Origin of the sequence: Streptomyces sp. NBC_00076, from assembly GCF_045041235.1 — a bacterium.
Classification (GTDB): domain Bacteria; phylum Actinomycetota; class Actinomycetes; order Streptomycetales; family Streptomycetaceae; genus Streptomyces.
On sequence record NZ_CP108242.1, the window covers coordinates 2,206,789 to 2,225,955 of the forward strand.

A 19,167-nucleotide genomic window follows, 5' to 3' on the forward strand; every position below is an offset into this window, starting at 1 on the left:
CGGTCGCCATGGCGACCGCCCCTCACCCATGTCCGTCGGCTGTCAGGGCCGCAGCGCCCGCAGCAGCAGGTCCGCGAGGTGGTCCGCGACCTCCTGCGGGCTCATCGGACCGTCGGGGCGGTACCAGGTGGAGAGGTGGTGGACGGAGCCGAAGTGGTAGTCGACCACCAGGTCGGCGGGGGTCGCCCTGGAGAAGACGCCTGCCTGCTGGCCCTCCTCGACGAGCGCGCGGAAGCGTTCGTGGTAGCGCCGGCGTTCGGCCCGCACCTGCTTGTTCTTCTCGGGGCTCAGGTGGTGCATCGAGCGGAAGAAGATCATCGCGTCGTCGAGGTTGTCGATGGTCGTGACGACGACGTCGGCCGCCGCGCCGCGCAGCCGCTTCTCGATCGGCTCGTCGGCGCCCGCGAAGGCGTCGAGTCTCTCCTGCTGGACGCGCAGCACGCGCGCGTACACCTCGTGCAGCAGGTCGTCCTTGGAGCCGAAGTAGTGGTAAAGCGCCCCCTTGGTGACGCCGGCCGCCTCGACGATCTCCTGCACCGAGGTGCGGTCGTAGCCCTGCTCGGCGAAGAGCCGGGTGGCGGCGGCCAGCAGCCGCTGCGGCACGGGGATCCCGTCACCGTCCGTCGTCCTGGGCACTGCCGCCACCTGCCTTCCGAGTTGTTCTTCTGCTGCTGCCTCTAGCCCTGCGGGCGAGACCGCAGTTCCCGCCGGAGGATCTTCCCACTAGCCGTCTTCGGCAAGTCGGGCAGGATCTCCACCTGCCGCGGGTATTTGTAGGCGGCCAGTCTCTCCTTGCAGTAGGCGGCGAGCGCACCGGGGTCCGTCTCGGCCCCCGGACGGAGACTGATGTACGCCTTGACGGTCTCCCCGCGGTACCCGTCGGCGACCCCGACGACGGCCGCCTCGCGCACCGCCGGGTGCGTGTAGAGGACGTCCTCGACCTCGCGCGGCCACACCTTGAAGCCGGACGCGTTGATCATGTCCTTCTTGCGGTCGACGACGTACAGCCAGCCCTGCGGGTCCATGAAGCCGATGTCGCCGGTGCGCAGCTCGCCGTCCGGGAAGGTCTCGGCGGTGGCCTCCGGGCGCCGCCAGTATCCGGGCACGACCTGCGGCCCTCGCACGACGATCTCGCCCTGCTCCCCGAAGGGCACCTCCGCGCCCTGGTCGTCGACGATCCGGACGACCGTGTCGGGGCCGGGCACGCCCACCGCCAGCGTCCCGGAGACCGGGTCGACCGGGGCCTCCAGGGTGGGCGGCACGGAGGCGCAGGGCGCGCTGCACTCGGTGAGCCCGTAGCCGTTGCGGATGTACGGCCCGAAGCCGGCCCGGAACTTCTCCACCAGGGCGGGCGGCAGCGGGGCACCGCCGGAGGAGATGGTGACGAAGGACGAGAAGTGGTCCCGGGTGACGTCGGGGTGGGCGGCCAGCGCCATGAAGGCGGTCGCCGGACCCACCGTGTAGTGCGGGCGGTGCTCGGCGAACGCGTCGAGCACGACCCCCGACTCGAAACGGTAGGCCAGGACCAGCGTGCCCGCGCTGTCGAGGCACGCCCCGAACTGGCAGACCATCCCGGTGATGTGGAACAGCGGCGCCATCGCGAAGTAGACGGGTGACTCGGGCAGGCCCAGGCCCGTCCGCTGCCGCTCGGCGTTGTACATGATGTTGGCGTGCGTGTTGGTGGCGCCCTTGGGGGTGCCGCTGGTGCCCGAGGTGTAGCTGATCAGCGCGACGTCGGACGGTGCCGGGTCGCGGCCCTCGGGTGCCTTGTGCCCGGCCCGGGCCACCTCCGTGAGATCGTCGGCGTCCCCGGCCCCCGGCAGCCGCTCGAAGGTCAGCACGCGCGCGTCCCCGCGGGTCTGGAAGTCCAGCTCGCAGGCGGTGAGCGCGATCCGCACCGGTGAGTCGGCGGCGGCGTCGCGCAGATACGCGTCCCAGGCTCGGTCGGAGCAGATCAGCGCGGCCACCTCGCCGTCGTGCAGGACATGACCGACCTCCCCCGACTTGTACATGGGGTTGACGGGCACGACGGTGGCGCCCGCCTTCCAGGCACCGAGCACCGCGAGCACGAAGTGCGGGGAGTTCTGCAGCAGGACCGCCACCCGGTCGCCGCGCTCCAGGCCGCGGGCGGCGAGGTGACCGGCGACCGAGTCGCTCAGTTCGTCGACCTCGCGGTAGGTCAGGCGGCCGTCGAAGTAGGCGAGGAAGGTGCGGTCCGGGGTCTCGGTGACGGCCCGGCGCAGGGCGTGCACGAAGGAGTCGGCGGGGTCGGCGGGGGCGCGCTGGGCGTCGTTGAGCAGGCCCAGCCAGGGCTTGGCCGCGTAGCGGGAGTCGGTCACCGGGTCGTCTCCCACTTCTGCTGGATGTGGTTCATGTTCGTCAGCCAGCGGTCCGGGTCGGCGGCCCTGGCCTGGTAGTACCCGGCGACCTCGGGGTGCGGCAGGATCAGGAAACGGTCCTCCTCGATGCCCTTGAACAGGGCGTCCGCCACCTCCTCGGGGGCGATCGCGGTCGGCTGGAGGATCAGGTTGCCCGCGCTGCCGGTGGCGGCCAGCATGTCGGTGCGCACGCCCTGCGGACAGATCGCGTGGACCTTCAGACCACGGTGCCGGTACGTCAGCGACAGCCACTCGGCGAAGGCGTACGCGCCGTGCTTGGTGACGCTGTAGGAGGGCGCGCCGATCATCGTCAGCAGGCCGGCGGCGGAGACGGTGGACACGAAGCGGCCACTGCCGCGCTCCAGCCAGGCGGGGAGCAGCTCATCGGCGGCACGCACATGGGCCATGACATTGACGTCCCACGCCACGGCCCAGGACTTCTCGTCGGCCGACAGCCCGTGGGCCCCGTCCTCGAAGGCGACACCGGCGTTGGCGCAGTACACGTCCACCGTCCCGCCCAGCGCCGCACGGGCCTCGGTGACGATCCCGGAGGCGTCGCCCGGGACCGCGATGCCGCCGATCTCGTCGGCCACCGCTCCGGCCCGGTCGGCGTCCAGGTCGTTCACGACGACCCGGGCGCCCTCGGCGGCGAAGCGACGGGCCAGCGCGGCCCCGATACCGCCCCCCGCTCCGGTGACGACCACTCCGGCATCCTGCACGGCTCCCACCATCGGTCTCCTTCGACGCGACGCGATTCGGCTCTGCCCCCGCGGCGCCCAGACTAACCGGTCGGTATGTTCGAAGGAAGGGTGGCTGGAGCACCTGAGGGCGAGAGCGCTGTCGATGTATCAATATGCGGCTCCGCCACGTGGGCGCGACAGGCCACAACCGACCCGGAGCTTACGTACGACCCGCGGGAGCGCTTAACCTGCACCGCATGCGCCTATCCAGACGAGCCCTGCTCGCGGCGACCACGGCAGCAACATCACTCACCGCCGCACCCCCCGCCTCCGCGGCCCGCCGCAGGCGAACCGGCTTCGAGAACCTGGCCGCGAACCACTACGCCCAGCTCAGCGGCCGGCGAACCGGCATCGTCACCAACCCCACCGGCGTCACCCGGGACGTCCGCCACATCGTGGACGTCATGCACGCCGACGACCGGGTGAACCTGGTCGCCGTCTTCGGTCCCGAGCACGGTTTCCGCGGCACCGCCCAGGCGGGCGGCTCCGAGGGCCGTTACGACGATCCGGCGACCGGCCTGCCCGTCTACGACACGTATCTCAAGAGCGGCCAGGCCCTCGCCGACATCTTCACCGCGTCCGGCGTGGACACCGTCGTCTTCGACATCCAGGACGTGGGCGCGCGCTTCTACACGTACATCTGGACGCTGTACGACTGCATGGAGGCGGCCCGACTCGCGGGCAAGCGGTTCGTGGTCCTGGACCGGCCGAACCCCGTGACCGGCCGGGCGGCTCTCGGCCCGGTGCTGCACAAGGAGTTCGCGACCTTCGTCGGACGGCAGCCGATCTCCCAGGCGCACGGGATGACCGTCGCGGAGCTGGCGCGTTTGTTCAACGGGGAGTTCCTGAGCTCGCCGGTCGAGCTGGACACCGTACTGATGACCGGGTGGCGCAGGTCGGAGTGGTACGACGCCTGGGGTCTGCCCTGGGTGCCGCCGAGCCCGAACATGCCGACGCCCGACACCGCCCTCGTCTACTCGGGGACCTGCCTCTTCGAGGGGACGAACCTGTCGGAGGGACGCGGGACGACCCGGCCCTTCGAACTGCTGGGCGCGGAGGGCCTGGACGGGCGGTGGGCTGCCGCGGTGAGTGAACTCGCCCTGCCCGGCGCGCACTTCAGGGAGGCGTACTTCGCGCCCACTTTCTCCAAGTTCCAGGGGAAGACGATCGGGGGCGTGCAGATCCATGTGCACGACCGGGACGCCTACGACCCCGTACGTGCCGGGATCGCGCTCCTGGTGACCGCGAAGAAGGTGTGGAGCGGCTTCGCCTGGCGCCCGGACAACTGGATCGACAAGCTGACGGGCTCCACGCTGGTGCGCACGATGATCGACGCAGGCGCGGACACCGACGAGGTGGTGGCGGGCTGGGGACGGGAACTGGCGGCGTTCCGGCGGATGCGCGGGGAGTACCTCGTCTACCGGTGAGGACGTCCACGGCTCGACCGGTGATGACGGCGGGCCGCGTTCGCCGACCCGCCGTCACTCGTGCCTCACCGGTGTTCCGCGGTGTTCACCGGTGTGACGTGAACTCCACGACCTGCTGGAAGGTGGGCCGGTTCTGCCAGCTGATGTTGCCGTGCTTGATGCCGCCCAGGGTGCGCTGGACGATCGAGTCGGCGCACCACTGGTTGCCGGCCGAGCACAGGTCGTCGCCGGGGTAGACCTGGGCGGGCGTCTTGCCCGCGGCCTCCTTCAGGGTGCTGATCAGGATGTCCCGGCAGGAGCTGCGGCTGCCGCCGCCGCAGTACTTCCGGGCGAGCGGCCCCTGGACCGACTCACCGAGCACCGACCGGATGTCCTTGTCGACATAGCTCCACCAGCCGTACTGGAAGGAGCTGCCCGCGTGCGCGCCGGTCGGGCCGTGCGCGGCCGAGGGAGCCTCGTCGACGGGCAGGTTGGCGGTGAAGGCGGTGTACAGGTCGTTGCCGAGGCCCGGCGTGAACTCGGCCTTCACCAGCAGCGGCCACCAGGCGTCCAGGAGGCGGATCGCGTCGGCATTGGCGTAGGTTTTCGAACCCGCCGACGTCTCGGTGCGCTTGGCGCCCGCCGTCAGCCACGCCTGCAACTTGCTCACCGCCGCCGCAGCCGTCGAGTCGGTCACCGTGGAGCTGTTGACCACCTTGAGGAGGTCCGGCAGCACGTCCTCGGCCCGCAGGTCGGCCAGCGCCGCGTCCGCCATCGCCTTGGTCAGCGCGGCCCGGGTGACCCCGCCCGCGGCGACCAGCTTCCTCACCCGGTCGTCGAGGAGGTTGCCGCGATGGACGGAGCCGTCGCCCCAGGACGCGGTCGTGTAGTCCTTGGCCTGCTTGTTGTTCCAGGAGATGTAGTAGTCCTGGTCCGTCGAGTGGGGGTGGGCCGAGGCCGGTGTGTAGTCCGAGGTGTTCGTCGCCGGGTTCCAGTTCCGCCACTCGTACGCCGGCCGCGCCCACACCGGGAACTCGGCGTCGACGCCGCTCGCCCGCACCGGGTTGTCGCCGCTGTTGTAGTACGCGGTGTGCTCGGAGTCGGCGTAGAACCAGTTGAAGGTGTAGTTGATGTGCTGCACCGCGGACTGGAAGCCCTCCGGGCCCTTCACGTAGTCGGGGTCGTTCAGCATCTGGAAGCCGATGATCGAGTCGGCCTCGTGCAGGAAGGAGGAGCGCAGGGTGGTGTAGGCGACCTTCTTGCCGCCGACCGTCGCGCGGTATTCGACGGGTCCGTACTCGGTGCGCCACGCCCGCATCGTGTAGGAGCCGGCCGCGGTGCCGTCGGCGGTGGTCGGCTTCCAGGCGTTCTTCTGCTCGATCTTCTCCATGGCCGTGCAGGTGCCGCGGTACAGGTAGTGGTAGTCGTCCTGGCACAGCTCGACGGCGTACGTGTCGATGATGTCCTGGCCGGAGGTGGTGGCGCTCCATGCGTAGTCCTGGCCGCGGCCGAGTTCGACGTACATGCTCAGGCCCGCGAAGGAGGCGCCGCGGGCGCTGAGGCCGGGGCCCTGGATCTCCTGGAGCATCAGCAGCTGGGGCGCGAAGTAGCCGGTCTGCGGGCCGAAGACGGCGATCGGGTTGCCGCTCGCCGTGTGGTCCCCGCTCACCACGAGGGCGTTGGACATGCCCCGCTTGGCCGAGGTGACGGCCGTCTTCGCCGCCGTCGTGGAGGCGCCGGTGGCGCCCGCGGTGGCCGCGCTGCCGGTGCGGTCGTAGACCAGTTGCTCCCGGGTCACCGAGCCGGCGTCGGGAAGGGCCTCGCCCTGGGCGTCGGCGGGCTTGGTGGCGTACGGGAAGCTGCCGTCCTTGACGGTGAGGACCGCCTCGGGGTCGTTGCGCTCACGGAAGGACTCCCAGACCTGGGTGCCCTGTTCCACGCCGTACTTCTGCTGTGCCGCGAGCAGCGACATCGCGTTGTTGACCTCGCCGCCGCCCCCGGAGCCGAAGAGCGAGCCGATGACGGAGGCCAGCGCCACCAGGTCGGTGGTCTTGAAGTGGTCGATCGTGCCGGCGTTGGTGACCGAGTCCTTGTAGCCGGTCAGGACGTACTCGCCGGGGAAGTAGCGGCCGCTGTCGGAGGCGTCGATGTAGGCGTTGATGCCGGCGACGTAGGCGTTGACGTCGCCGAGGGCCTGCCGGCCCCGGTCACCGGCGGAGGCGACGGCGTTGTCGATCTGGGCCTGGAGATCGGCCTCGGTGTAGGGGGCGTTGCGCCAGAACTCCTGCTCCAGGCCCTGGTTGGACGGGGCGCCGCCCGCGAAGGAGGTCAGCTGGCCGCGTCCGACGTGCCGGAAGACGTCCATGAGCCACAGCCGGTCCTGAGCCGCCGCATAGCCGGCGCCGAACTCCGTGCCGTATCTGGTGGTACCGGTGATGTGCGGTACGCCCGTCTTCTTGTCGCGGACGATCGTCACGTCGCTGCGACCGGCCGGCTTGACCGTGGAGGCGACTTGATCGGCGGGGACCCCGAAGGACGCGTCGTTGAAGAAGGTGTTGATCGTGGTGTCGGTGAGCGAGGGGTACCCCTTGGCCAGGTTGGCGTACGGGGCGAGTTGGTCCTCGGCGTGCTCGGGCTGGGTGCCGAAGGCCTGGTTGAGCAGGACCTGCGCGAGGGTGGCGTTGCCGTTCTGGCCCGGCGGGAGGATGTCGGAACACTGTCCGCCACAGTGGTCGTTCGCCGCCGTCGCGTCGACCGCCGCTGACTGAGCCGCCGCTGACGGGGCAAGCGGGGACAAGAGACCGGCAATCATGACGCATACGGAGGCGGACTTCAGGAACCCGGGGAATCTGCCGGGAGTTCTCAGTCTGTCGAGGACGGTGCGTGGGGTGCGCCGTGGCATGGCAGCTCCTACCGACGGGGGTGGGCCGGATGTTACCGCCGGTATCCCCGGGATTGAAGATGAACATGCGTCAAGTTTTGGAGGGGCGTCGGTCGGCTTATGGAGGCCATCGGAAATCGGATGGAGCCAAATCGCTTGTCGATACGTCTATTCGACGACGTCCGTTGGACGACGCCGAAGTGACCGAAGTACAGGTGCAGGTGTGACGGAGGTGCAGGGCGATGGCCGGTTTCCGGAGTTTGGCGAGACAGGTGCGCGACCCCCGGTGCGATCTGGCACTGCGGCGTTACTCGCTCCGCAAGTGCCTTGAGCGGTTCGCCCCTTACGGACACAGGGCGACCTGGGACCATTTGTGCTCCCGGGCCGGATTCGGTCCGGAGGACCGCTCCCCCGACCCAGCGCGGCTCGTGGCCGCACTGGAGGAACTGGAGGAGGCGCGTTCGGTCTGGCTGGCCTACGAGGTCGAGTTCGCCGAGCGACGCAAGAAGGAGAAGCACGACGGGCTGCGCAGGCCGGGCAGTGTGGACGACTGGCACCGGCTGACCTGGGGCGGCTTCGGAGTCGCCTGGTGCGACGACCCCCGGGTCCATCCCCATGAGCCGTTGGCGCTGGTACTGCGCCGGCTGATCTCCGCACTGGAACGGGAGCCGGGCGCCGAGTGTCCGGCGTGCGGCGGGGAACGCCTCGTCTGGAAGTACGAACTGGACCACGAACCCTCGACCGGTCCGGTCTGCACGGCCTGCGGAATTCTCGTACCGCGGCCCGTGCTCACGCCCGAGGCCCTGGCGGACGCCAGGCGCGGACGGCTGCTCGTGTCGGCCTGACCGAACTGACGGAAGCGATCCGAGGGATCGGAGCGACCGAAGTGACCCAAGCCACCGAAGCGACCTAGGAACCGTGCGTTGCGGGGGTGCGCCGGGGATGCCGCACCCCCCGTTTGTTCCCTACGGCTGTTCAGCAGCGGCACACCACAGTCGGTGGTGTCCGCAGTTCGGCGGTGTCCGCACTGTTTCGCGGGCATCATCGGGACATGGTGCAGGTGTGTCTCAACGGGCCCCGAGGGGCGACCGACGGCGCGATGGTGCCGCTCACCCCGGAGACGATGGCCGAGTCCGCGGTGGCGGCGGTCGCGGCCGGGGCCACGGATGTCCATGTCCATCCCAAGACCCCCTGCGGTCGGGACAGCGTGTCGACGCGTGTGGTCGCGGCCACCCTTGAGGCGATACGCGCGCGGGTGGCGGTGCCCGTCGGTGTGACCACGGGTGCCTGGGCGGAACCGGATCCTTCGGCTCGGGTGGAGCGGATCCGGAACTGGACCGTGCTCCCCGACCACGCCTCCGTCAACTGGCACGAGCCGGGCGCCGAGCAGGTGGCCGCCGCCCTGATCGACCTGGGCGTGGACGTGGAGGCCGGCATCTGGTCCGGGACGGACGGGGCGGCACGGTTCGCCGTGTCACCGCTCGGCCCGAAGGTGCTGCGGGTCCTCGTGGAGGTGACGGACCCGGCACTCGACACGGCCGAGCAGACCGCGCGCGCCCTCCTGGCCGACCTGGGCCCCGCACACGGCCGCCCGCTGTTGCTGCACGGCGAGGACGGCGGCGCATGGCCGGTGTTGCGGCTGGCCGGGCGGCTGGGGCTCGCGACCCGTGTCGGCCTGGAGGACACGCTGCTCCTGCCCGACGGTCAACGGGCCCTGTCCAACGCCCGGTTGGTGGCGGAGGGGCTGGCCCAGTACGGGTGGGCGCGGAGGTCGCCGTAGAGCTGGGTGGAGGTCCGCTGCGCATCGCGGGCCAGGCACCGCAAAGCGCCACCGCGACCACCACGGAGCCCACCGCCACCGCCACGGCACGACCCCACGCCAGCCGTACGACCCCACCTCAGCCGCGGCTTCAGCAAGGGCTCTCCGGATCTGGTTCTCCTTGGCGTCGTCCGGACTTGGGGCGGTCTGCACCCCGTTCCACCAACAGCCGTGATCCCGCCTGCCGTTCGCCGAACACGTCGTCCGGGTTGGACAGGACACAGCTCCGAAGGGAAAGGCAGCCGCAGCCGATGCAGTCGGTGAGGTGATCGCGGAGGCGGTTGAGTTGATTGATGCGTTCGTCGAGTTCGGAGCGCCATGCCTCGGAGAGGTGGGCCCAGTCCTCGCGGGTGGGGGTGCGTTCCTCGGGGAGTTCGGCGAGGGCATCGCGGATCGTCGCCAGCGGGATGCCGACGCGTTGCGCGGCGCGGACGAAGGCGACCCGGCGCAGCGCGTCACGGGAGTAGCGACGCTGGTTGCCCGTGGTCCGGCGGCTGCTGATCAGGCCCTTGGACTCGTAGAAGTGCAGGGCGGAGACGGCGGCACCGCTGCGTGCGGCGAGTTGGCCGACCGTGAGCTCATGGATCTTCTCGGGAATCTGGGGCACCCCTCGAACCCTACCCACCTCTTCGCCGCCCGGGTCCGTTGACATGGGGTGCGCGGGCGACCATGCTAAGCAGTCGCTTAGACATCACACGAGAGGCCGGGTCATGGCAGAGCCGAGGATCTTCACGTCCGCCGACGATCTGAAGGCGGCGGTGGGCGAGCAGCTTGGGCACACCGACTGGCTGGAGGTCGACCAGAAGCGCATCGACCTGTTCGCGGAGGCGACCGGCGACCACCAGTGGATCCACGTCGACCCGGAGCGGGCCGCCTCGGGGCCCTTCGGGACCACCATCGCGCACGGCTATCTGACCCTGTCCCTGCTGCCCCTCTTCGGGCCGCAGCTGATCAAGGTCGAGGGTGTCAAGATGGGCGTCAACTACGGCACCAACAAGGTCCGTTTTCCCGCCCCGGTCCCGGTCGGCTCCCGACTGCGCGCCACCGCCACGATCAACGACGTCGCGGATGTGACGGGCGGTATCCAGGTGACCGTCGCGTTCACCGTGGAGCGCGAGGGCGGGGACAAGCCGGTGTGCGTCGCGGAGTCGGTGTCCCGCTACTACCTCTGAGCTACCACCTCTGAGCTGCCGCGGCGGAGGCAGGGCCTCTGAGCCACTGCCTCCGGGGCCGCGGACGGCCTACTTCGCCCCCACCATCCGCAGCACGAGGTCGGCGTACAGCGCGCCGACCTCCTCGGGCGAACGCGGGCCCGCGACGTTGAACCAGCGGGCCACGTCGATGCAGAGGGAGAGCACGGCGAGGGTGGTGCCGGGCACGTCGAGCACGTCGAACTCGCCCGTGGCCACGCCGTCCTCGAGGATCCCGCGCACCTCGGCGTCGCACTGGCGGCGCAGCGCGAGGATCTCGGCGCGGGCGTCCGGGCCGAGGGAGTCGAGTTCGTACTGCACGACTCGCGCGGTGGTACGACCGCCCGCGTGCCAGCGGACGAAGGAGCTGACCGCGTCGGCGAGCCGCTCGGTCGCACTGCCCTCCCGCCGGGCTGCCACGCGCAGGATCTCCACGGCCTTCTCGTGGCCGATCCTGCTGATGCGGTGGAGGAGTTCCTCCTTGGTCTTGTAGTGGATGTACAGCGCGGCCGGGCTCATACCGGCGCGGCCCGCGATGTCACGGGTCGTCGTCGCGTGGTAGCCGCGCTCGGCGAACGCCTCCACCGCCGCGACGAGCAGCCGCCGCGCCGCGTCGGGCGTGACCTCGCCCCACGCCGACGTCTCGCCGTCGGCCGTCTCCTCCGCGGTACTCATCGCACGCTCCCTCTCCACTGACACGGCCTCCACCATACCGTCGAAGGTGAGCGAGCGCTTAGTGAGCCCGCTCAGAGCTTTTCGAAGGGGTGGTACGACGGTGCCGCCGCCTCCTGGCGGTCCCGGATCACCTTGGAGAGCGTGAAGGCGGAGGTGACCAGGTACAGGACGGCGATCGCCAGGAACGCCCGCACCCAGGCGTCGGCGTTCAGCTTGAAGATGCCGACGGCGGTGGCCGCCATGGCCACGGAGAAGGACGCGACGGCCTGGCCGTAGAAGGCTGCCGTGTTCTGCTGCTTGCCCGGTGTGTCACTCATGGGACAAGGATCGGCGGACGTGGCCCGTGCCACATCCGCCGAAGTACTCAGAGCGGTACTCAGATGACCCGCCGCCCGGACGACCCACCGCTCGGCGCGCTCGCCCGGTCGGGTCTCAGAACGCCGAAACCCCCGTGAGCGCCCGCCCGATGACCAGCTTCTGGATCTGGCTGGTGCCTTCGTAGAGGGTCATCACCCGGGCGTCGCGCAGCAGTTTGCCCGCCGGGTACTCGTCGATGTAGCCGTAGCCGCCGAAGACCTGGAGGGCGTTGTTGGCGGCGCGGACGGCCGCCTCCGAGGCGAACAGCTTGGCCTTGGAGGACTCGACGGCGAAGGGCCGGCCGCGGTCGATCAGGTCGGCGACCCGCCAGGTGAGCAGGCGGGCCGCGTCCACGTCCACGGCGATGTCGCTGATCAGCTCCTGGACGAGCTGGTGATGGGCGATGGTCTTCCCGAACTGCTCGCGCTCGCCCGCGTACCGGACGGCCACGTCGAGGGCGGCCTGGGCGATCCCCACACAGCCGGCCGCGACCGACATCCGGCCCTTGGCCAGCGCCGACATGGCGACCGAGAAGCCCTTGCCCTCGGGGCCGAGCATCGCGGAGGCCGGGACGCGCACATCCTCCAGGACCAGTTCCGCGGTCGCCTGGCCGCGCAGGCCGAGCTTGCCGTGGATGGTGCGGCGGGTCAGGCCGGGGGTGTCGGTCGGCACCAGGAAGGCGGAGACGCCCTGGTGACCGGGGGCGTCGGTGGAGCGGGCGAACAGCAGCACGACATCGGCCCAGGTGCCGTTCGTGATGAACGTCTTGGTGCCGTCGAGGACGTACTCCGCACCGTCCCGGACCGCACGCGTGGCGAGGTTGCCGGCGTCGGACCCGGTGCCCGGTTCGGTGAGGCCGAAGCAGCCGACGTGGGCGCCGGAGGTGAGCCCGGGCAGCCACTGCCGCTTCTGCTCCTCGTTCCCCCAGGCGGCGATCGTCTTGGCGACCAGGCCGAGCGAGACGGACACGATCCCGCGCACGGACGAGTCCCCGCGGCCGAGCTCCTCCGTGACCAGGCAGTACGCGAAGTGGTCGCCGCCCGAGCCGCCGTACTCCTCGTCGACGGTCAGGCCGAGGAAACCGACCTCGCCGAGCTTCTTCACGATCGAGCGGTCGACTTCCTCGGCGCGGTCCCACGCGACGACGTGCGGAGTGATCTCACGGGCCACGAAGTCCTCGGCGAGCCGTCGGACGGCCTCCTGCTCCTCGCTGAGCTCCAGATTCACGCGTCACCTCCATTGAACCGCTGCTCTGATCCGTTGAACCGCTGCACTGAACGGCTGTCGCACATTAAATTAGCACTGCTAGTTTCTGCTCGACAGCCCTACTATGTGCGCCATGGCCCGACCGCGCAAGCCCCTCCTCAGCACCGACCGGATCGTCGGGACGGCCCGCGTGCTCGTGGACGCGGAGGGTCTCGCGGCCGTCTCCACGCGTCGGCTCGCCGCCGAACTGGGAGTCAGCGGGCCCTCTCTCTACAACCACTTCCGCACCAAGGACGAGATCCTGGAGGCGGTCGCCGACTCGGTGAGCGCTCAGGTCGACCTGTCGATGTTCGAGGACGGCCGGGACTGGCGGACCGCGCTGCACGACTGGGCCGTGTCCTACCGGGCCGCCCTGCGCGACCATCCGAACATCGTGCCGGTCCTCGCGCGCGGCCCGGGCCGCCGGCCGGCGGGCCTGCGGCTCGCCGACGCCGTCTTCGGCGGGATGGTCGCGGCGGGCTGGCCTCCGGCGCAGGCCACGTCCATCGGCGCGCTGATGCGGTACTTCGTCATGGGCTCCGCGCTCGGCTCCTTCGCCGCCGGTTTCGTGGACGACGCCGGCGCGTACGACCCCGCCGACTATCCGCACCTCGGGCAGGCCCACCTCCTCGCCGAGCAGCAGGAGAAGATCGACGAGCGGGCCTTCGAGACCGGGTTGACCGCCCTGCTGGACGGGCTGGCACAGCAGTACGAGCAGGTCGGACGGACGGCGTAGGGCACTTCGGCTCCCACCGAAGTGCCCGTGCCCGATACCGGGACGCCTGGCCGCCAAGGTCCGAGATGGCGTCCGACTCAGTGTGGGCGCGCCCGGCCCGCGAGGACCTTGATGGAGAGCAGGGCGATCACCGCGAGTCCGATGATGTAGCCGGAGACCGCCATCGAGGTGCCGGTGGTCTCAAGGAGCAGCACCATCACGAAGGGCGCGAGCCCGCCGCCGAACACCGCCGCGATCTGGTAGCCGAGCGAGGCGCCCGTGTAGCGCATCTCGGGGGTGAACAACTCGGCGAACAGGGCGGCCTGGGGGCCGTACATGATGCTGAGGAAACAGCTGGCGACGAAGGTGGAGACCGCGAGCCACAGCAGCGAGCCGGTGTCGATCAGCAGGAACATCGGTACGGCCCACAGCGCGATGCCCGCCGCGCCGAACGCGTAGATCCTGATGCGGCCGACGCGGTCGGAGAGCGCGGCCGAGGCCGGGATCAGTACGAGCTGGGTGAGGCTGACGCACAGCGAGACGGTGAGCACCGCGCCGCGCCTCATGTCGAGTTCGCGGGTCGTGTAGTCGAGGACGCCGGTGATGAGGATGTAGAAGGTCGCGGTGTTCACGGCGAAGGAGCCGCCGGCCAGTAGCACCGTGCCGAGGTGGCCGCGCAGGATCGTGCGCAGCGGGGAGCTCCGCTCGGACCTCTCCTTCTCCGTCAACGCCTTGTCGGCCTGCCGGTATTCGGGGGTCTCCTCGACCTTGGCGTGGATGTACCAGGCGAGGACGAGCACGAACAGGCCGATGAGGAAGGGGACTCGCCAGGCCCACGCGGCGAACTCGCTGTCCGTGGTGAAGGCGCCGGCCAGCAGGAAGACCGAGTTGGCCGTCACCACGCCGATGGGGACGCCGAGTTGGACGACGCTGCCGTAGACACCACGCTTGCCCTCGGGGGCGTACTCGGTGGCCAGCAGCATGGCGCCGCCCCACTGCGCGCCGACCGCGACGCCCTGCACGACGCGCAGGGCGACCAGCAGGATCGGGGCGGCGACGCCGATGGTGGCGTACGTCGGGAGCAGGCCGATGCCGGTGGTGGCCAGGCCCATCAGGGTGAGCGCGAGGACCAGCATCGGCTTGCGGCCGCGCTTGTCGCCGAGGTGGCCGGCGACGATGCCGCCGAGCGGGCGGGCGAGGAAGCCGACGGCGAAGGTGGCGAAGGCGGCGAGGACGCCGGCGGTGGAGCTGCCCGAGGGGAAGTACAGGTCGCCGAGGACCAGGGCGGCGGCTATCCCGAAGACGAAGTAGTCGTACCACTCGACGGCGGAGGCGAGCGCCGCGGCGGTGGCCACGCGGCGACGGTCGGCCGTGGGGAGGGCCGTGGTGGGCGCGGTGTGAGCGGGTGGGGCGGTGTCCATGGATGCACACTCCGGTGGGTGCGTGGGGACGGTCCCCGGAACATACTGACCGGACGGTATGGGGTCAACGGTCGTGCGGGAAGGTTGCCCGGAGCACCCAAGGGCTCCGGGCGTCCCACCGCTCTCAGAACACGACGAGCGCCCTGCCGCCCTTGCCCGCCAGCATGTTCTCGAACGCCGCCGGAATGCCCTCCAGACCGATCCGTTCGGTCACCAGCGCACCCAGGTCCAGGCGGCCCGCGCGGACGTGGTCGGCGATGACGGGCAGGTCCCGCACCGGGTCCGAGTTGCCGTAGACGCAGCCCGCCAGGGTCCGGCCCCAGTGGAAGATCTCCAGGGCGTTGAAGGTGACCTGCTGGTCCTTGCCGCCGATGCCGACGACCGTCGTACGTCCGCCGCGGCGCGTGGACTCCCAGGCGGTGCGGATCGTGACCGCGCGGCCCACGCACTCGACGGCCACGTCGACGCCCTGCTTGCCGGTGAGGGCGCGGACCTCCCGGGCCGTGTCGTCCGAGGCGACGACGTAGTCGGTGGCTCCGGCACTCCGGGCCAGTTCCTCCTTCGCCGGGGAGACGTCGACCGCGACGATCTTGGACGCGCCCGCGATCCGGGCGGCCTGGAGGGCGGCGAGGCCCACTCCCCCGACTCCGTACACCGCGACCGTCTCCCCCGGGCGGACCTGCGCCGAGTGGTGGACGGCTCCGTAGCCGGTGAGGACGGCGCACCCGAGGAGGGCGGCGTCGGTCAGGGGGACGCCCTCCGGGGCCGGGAGGACGCAGTTCACCGCGACGACCGTCTCCTCGGCGAACGCGGCGACGTTCAGGCCGGGGTGGAGGTCGGTGCCGTCGGAGGCACGACGGGCGTACACGTCGGCGGCCCCCTTGAGGGCGTTGGCGCACAGCCAGACCTCGCCGAGCGTACAGGCATGGCAACTGCCGCAGGATGGGGCCCAGTTGAGGACGACGTCGTCGCCGGGCCGGGTGTGGGTGACCCCGTCGCCCACCGCGACGACCGTCCCGGCGCCCTCGTGGCCGAGGACGGCGGGGACGGGGACACGCATGGTGCCGTTGGACAGGGACAGATCGGAGTGGCAGACCCCGGCGGCGGCGAGCCGGACCCGGACCTGGCCGGGCCCGGGGTCGGGGAGGTCGATCTCGGCGATCTCCAGGGCGGCGCCCACGGCGGGAAGTACGGCGGCACGAACCACGGCAACGCTCCTCAGAACTGCAGGGACTTGGTCTGGAGGTACTCGGCCAGTCCGTGCGAGCCGAGTTCGCGGCCGACGCCCGACTGCTTGTAACCGCCGAAGGGGGCGAGCGGGTTGAAGCGGCCGCCGTTGATGTCGACCTGCCCGGTGTCCATGCGGCGGGCGAAGGCGACCGCCTCGGCCTCGTCGCCGGCCCAGACGGCGCCCGCGAGGCCGTAGACGGTGCCGTTGGCGATGCGCAGGGCGTCCTCCTCGTCCTCGTAGCGCAGGATCGACAGGACGGGGCCGAAGATCTCCTCCTGAGCCACGGCCATGTCGGGGGTGACGTCGGCGAGGACCGTGGGACTGACGAAGTAGCCCTGTTCGCGCGGGGACTCGGGGCCGCCCGCGATCAGCCGGGCGCCCTCGGACACGCCCTTCTCGATGTAGCCCCGCACCCGGTCCCGCTGCTTGGCGTTGACGACCGGGCCGATGCGCTCGCCGTACTTCGCGGCGGCCGCGGCGGCCAGTTCGAGGGCCTCGTCGTACTGCTCCCGGTGCACCAGCATCCGCGTCCAGGCACTGCACGTCTGGCCGGAGTTGGACATGACGTTGGCGACCCCGACGTTGACCGCCTTGGCCAGGTCCGCGCTCGGCAGGATGACGTTGGCGGACTTGCCGCCCAGCTCCAGCGCGACCTTCTTGATCGCCGCGCCCGCCGTCGCACCGATCTGCCGGCCGACGGCCGTGGAGCCGGTGAAGGAGACCAGGTCGACGTCCGGGTGCTCGGCGAGGGCCTGCCCGGCGACCGGGCCGAGGCCGGTGACCAGGTTGAAGACGCCCGCCGGAAGGCCGGCCTCGTGGACCGCCTCGGCGAAGAGCTGAGCGACCAGCGGGGTGTCCTCGGCGGGCTTCAGGACGACCGTGCAGCCCGCCGCCAGCGCCGGGGCGGCCTTGGCGACGATCTGGTGCAGCGGGTAGTTCCAGGGCGTGATCGCGCCGACCACGCCGACGGGCTCCTGGTGGACGACCGAGTTGCCGACCTTCTCCTCGAAGGCGTACGTCGCCGCCAGCTCGGCGTAGGAACCGGCGACGGCGATCGGCACGGCCGCGTGCACGGCCTGCGAGAACTTCAGGGGCGAGCCGAGCTCCGCGGTGACCGTCTCGGCGATCTCGTCCTTGCGGGCCGCGAGGACGTCCCGCAGGGCGGCCAGGCGTGCGGCCCGTTCGGCGGGGGCGGTGGCGGCCCAGGCCGGAAGGGCGGCGCGGGCGGCCCGTACGGCGGCGTCGACGTCCTCGGCGGTACCGGCGGGGACCCGGCCTACGATCCGCTCGTCGACCGGGTTCACGACCTCGATGACGTCCGGGCCGGTGGCGGGGCGCCACTCGCCGTCGATGTACATGCCGTCGTGTGCCTTCATCGTGCGTCCTCCCGGGCGGGGCTGCGTCGTCCGCGTCACAACCTAAGCGACCCCCATAAACTAGCGGCGTTAGTTTTTGACCGCCAGGGATCTCCGGGTACGGCCTGCGGTGATCTTCGAAACAGCCTGCGGTCCCCGGGACGGGCCCGCGGCCGTCTCCGGGACGGCCGGCGGTCGTGGCGGACGCCGGGCCGACCTCACCCGTCCAGATCAGGCAGCCGCGCCGGGGCCGGGCAGATGCGTTCGCCGTGCTGGTCGAAGACGAACAGGTGGGCGATGTCGACGAGCAGGGGGACCTGCATCCCCCTGCGGAGGTCGATGTCGGGGGTGGTGCGGACGACCAGGTCTCCGGGGAGACGGCTGTCCGGCCGTGCGGACGCGAGGACCGGCTCCGCCGGCTCGTCCAGGACCACCACCGGTCCGGCGCGCAGGGCGCCCGCCCGCTCCCGGAAGCGGCCCAGGACGGACCCGCTCTCGCGGTGACGGCGTCTGGCCTGGGCGGCGGCGGGGCGCGGGGCCTCCAGGTCCGGTACGAGGGCGGGGCTGGAGCCGGTGTTGAAGTGCACGAGGACCTCGTGCCCCTGGAACTCCACATGCTCCACGAGGCCGCTGATGGCCACCTCGCCGGGACGGGCCGCGGACGGCTTGGCGAGCCGGACGGCCTCCGAGCGCAGTCCCACGATGATCTCGCGGCCCTGCTGGACCCGGAGCAACTGGTGATCCAGGGACAGGGGCTCGGGCAGCCGCAGGTACTGCTTGCCAAGGCTGATGGTCATCGCGCCGTCGAGCGGGGCGCGGACCAGGCCGCGCAACAGGTTGATGCGCGGGGTGCCGATGAAGGCGGCGACGAAGACGTTGCGCGGCAGGCCGTACACCGAGCGCGGGGTGCCCACCTGCTGGAGCACTCCGCCGCGCAGTACGGCGACCCGGTCGCCGAGCGACATGGCCTCGGCCTGGTCGTGGGTGACGTACACCGTGGTGACGCCCAGCTCCCGGGTGAGGGAGGTGATCTCGGCGCGCAGGTGGTTGCGGAGCTTGGCGTCGAGATTGGAGAGCGGTTCGTCCATCAGGAAGGCGGACGGGTGGCGGGCTATCGCCCGGCCCATGGCGACGCGCTGGCGTTCGCCGCCGGAGAGCTGGCCGGGGAAGCGGTCCAGGATGTCCTCGATGCCCAGCATGCGGGCGGTGGCGTCCACGCGGGGGCTCGGGTCCTGGCCGGGTGTCTCGATACGAAGCGGGAAACCGATGTTGCCGCGGCTCGTCATGTTCGGGTAGAGCGCGAAGTTCTGGAACACCATCGCGATGTCCCGCTCGGACGGGACCCGGTCGTTGGCGTATTCGCCGTCGAGCAGCAGCCGTCCCTCGGTGATGTCCTCCAGGCCGGCGATCATCCTCAGCACGGTGGACTTGCCGCAGCCGGAGGGGCCCAGCAGCACGAGGAACTCGCCGGGCGTGATGTCCAGCGACAGCCGGTCCACCACCCGGACGCCTCGCGTGTAGGTCTTGCTCACGTCGTGAAGAGAGATGGCGCGTGTCATGACGGTGCCCCCGGGGGCTCACTGCGCGAGCGCTGACGCTCCGCGGCCGAACAGCCCGTGCGAGTCGTACGGGCTGTAAGTCACGGAAGTTAACGGAATGTACGCGCTCGGGGGAAGACGCGCGACGGAATCGGCTTCCGCCTTCCGCCGGGCGAAAGCGGAAGCGGCGATTCGGCGGGGAGGCGCCCCCGGGAG

The 19,167-nt window shown here is 70.9% G+C and carries 17 protein-coding genes; 5 read left to right on the top strand and 12 right to left on the bottom strand.

The features are described 5' to 3' along the window. Positions 1–42: 42 nt before the first annotated feature. The 3 genes from OHA64_RS10120 to OHA64_RS10130 are packed head-to-tail and all read right to left on the bottom strand — an operon-like array spanning position 43 to position 3,109. Positions 43–636 (bottom strand): TetR/AcrR family transcriptional regulator, encoded by a 594-nt coding sequence (locus tag OHA64_RS10120; RefSeq protein WP_405611125.1) that lies wholly within the window; start codon positions 634–636, stop codon positions 43–45. 41 nt (positions 637–677) lie between these two features. Then, entirely contained in the window at positions 678–2,339 is a 1,662-nt protein-coding gene (locus OHA64_RS10125) for a class I adenylate-forming enzyme family protein (protein ID WP_405611128.1), read from the bottom strand. Further along, positions 2,336–3,109, bottom strand: coding sequence for an SDR family oxidoreductase (locus OHA64_RS10130; protein WP_405611131.1), 774 nt, complete (start codon positions 3,107–3,109; stop codon positions 2,336–2,338). The genes OHA64_RS10125 and OHA64_RS10130 overlap by 4 nt, the downstream gene beginning before the upstream one ends. A gap of 206 nt (positions 3,110–3,315) precedes the next feature. On the opposite strand from OHA64_RS10130, the gene OHA64_RS10135 reads away from it, so the two are divergent. Continuing rightward, the gene (locus OHA64_RS10135) at positions 3,316–4,545 is read left to right on the top strand and encodes an exo-beta-N-acetylmuramidase NamZ domain-containing protein (protein ID WP_405611134.1); all 1,230 of its coding nucleotides are present in this window, start codon (positions 3,316–3,318) and stop codon (positions 4,543–4,545) included. Positions 4,546–4,630: 85 nt separating this feature from the next. On the opposite strand, the gene OHA64_RS10140 is transcribed toward OHA64_RS10135, so the two are convergent. Further along, positions 4,631–7,426, bottom strand: a complete 2,796-nt coding sequence (locus tag OHA64_RS10140; protein ID WP_405611137.1) for a penicillin acylase family protein — start codon at positions 7,424–7,426, stop codon at positions 4,631–4,633. 221 nt (positions 7,427–7,647) lie between these two features. On the opposite strand from OHA64_RS10140, the gene OHA64_RS10145 reads away from it, so the two are divergent. Both OHA64_RS10145 and OHA64_RS10150 read left to right on the top strand, forming a co-directional pair. Continuing rightward, the gene (locus OHA64_RS10145) at positions 7,648–8,250 is read left to right on the top strand and encodes a hypothetical protein (protein ID WP_405611140.1); all 603 of its coding nucleotides are present in this window, start codon (positions 7,648–7,650) and stop codon (positions 8,248–8,250) included. A gap of 206 nt (positions 8,251–8,456) precedes the next feature. Continuing rightward, a complete protein-coding gene (locus OHA64_RS10150; protein WP_405611143.1) occupies positions 8,457–9,185 on the top strand; it encodes a 3-keto-5-aminohexanoate cleavage protein in 729 nt (242 codons plus the stop codon). Positions 9,186–9,315: 130 nt separating this feature from the next. Here the strand turns inward: OHA64_RS10150 and soxR are convergent, their stop codons facing one another. After that, positions 9,316–9,831, bottom strand: coding sequence for a redox-sensitive transcriptional activator SoxR (gene soxR, locus OHA64_RS10155; RefSeq protein ID WP_405611146.1), 516 nt, complete (start codon positions 9,829–9,831; stop codon positions 9,316–9,318). A gap of 103 nt (positions 9,832–9,934) precedes the next feature. Here soxR and OHA64_RS10160 point away from each other — a divergent pair, with 103 nt between their 5' ends. Next, the gene (locus tag OHA64_RS10160) at positions 9,935–10,396 is read left to right on the top strand and encodes a MaoC family dehydratase (protein WP_405611149.1); all 462 of its coding nucleotides are present in this window, start codon (positions 9,935–9,937) and stop codon (positions 10,394–10,396) included. Positions 10,397–10,465: 69 nt separating this feature from the next. On the opposite strand, the gene OHA64_RS10165 is transcribed toward OHA64_RS10160, so the two are convergent. From OHA64_RS10165 to OHA64_RS10175, 3 genes are all read right to left on the bottom strand, one after another. Beyond that, the gene (locus tag OHA64_RS10165; protein WP_405611152.1) at positions 10,466–11,089 is read right to left on the bottom strand and encodes a TetR/AcrR family transcriptional regulator; all 624 of its coding nucleotides are present in this window, start codon (positions 11,087–11,089) and stop codon (positions 10,466–10,468) included. 71 nt (positions 11,090–11,160) lie between these two features. Further along, entirely contained in the window at positions 11,161–11,406 is a 246-nt protein-coding gene (locus tag OHA64_RS10170; RefSeq protein WP_405611155.1) for a YiaA/YiaB family inner membrane protein, read from the bottom strand. A gap of 115 nt (positions 11,407–11,521) precedes the next feature. After that, entirely contained in the window at positions 11,522–12,673 is a 1,152-nt protein-coding gene (locus OHA64_RS10175) for an acyl-CoA dehydrogenase family protein (RefSeq protein WP_405611158.1), read from the bottom strand. Between the two features lie 112 nt (positions 12,674–12,785). Between OHA64_RS10175 and OHA64_RS10180 the strand changes: the two genes are divergently transcribed. After that, a complete protein-coding gene (locus OHA64_RS10180; RefSeq protein WP_405611161.1) occupies positions 12,786–13,427 on the top strand; it encodes a TetR/AcrR family transcriptional regulator in 642 nt (213 codons plus the stop codon). A 77-nt stretch (positions 13,428–13,504) separates the two neighbouring features. Here the strand turns inward: OHA64_RS10180 and OHA64_RS10185 are convergent, their stop codons facing one another. From OHA64_RS10185 to OHA64_RS10200, 4 genes are all read right to left on the bottom strand, one after another. Then, positions 13,505–14,827, bottom strand: a complete 1,323-nt coding sequence (locus OHA64_RS10185) for an MFS transporter (protein WP_405611164.1) — start codon at positions 14,825–14,827, stop codon at positions 13,505–13,507. 124 nt (positions 14,828–14,951) lie between these two features. After that, positions 14,952–16,034, bottom strand: coding sequence for a Zn-dependent alcohol dehydrogenase (locus OHA64_RS10190; RefSeq protein ID WP_405611167.1), 1,083 nt, complete (start codon positions 16,032–16,034; stop codon positions 14,952–14,954). 11 nt (positions 16,035–16,045) lie between these two features. Then, on the bottom strand, positions 16,046–17,434 hold the full coding sequence (locus OHA64_RS10195; RefSeq protein WP_405611170.1) for an aldehyde dehydrogenase family protein: 1,389 nt from the start codon (positions 17,432–17,434) through the stop codon (positions 16,046–16,048). Positions 17,435–17,631: 197 nt separating this feature from the next. Continuing rightward, on the bottom strand, positions 17,632–18,972 hold the full coding sequence (locus OHA64_RS10200; RefSeq protein ID WP_405611173.1) for an ABC transporter ATP-binding protein: 1,341 nt from the start codon (positions 18,970–18,972) through the stop codon (positions 17,632–17,634). Positions 18,973–19,167: the final 195 nt, after the last annotated feature.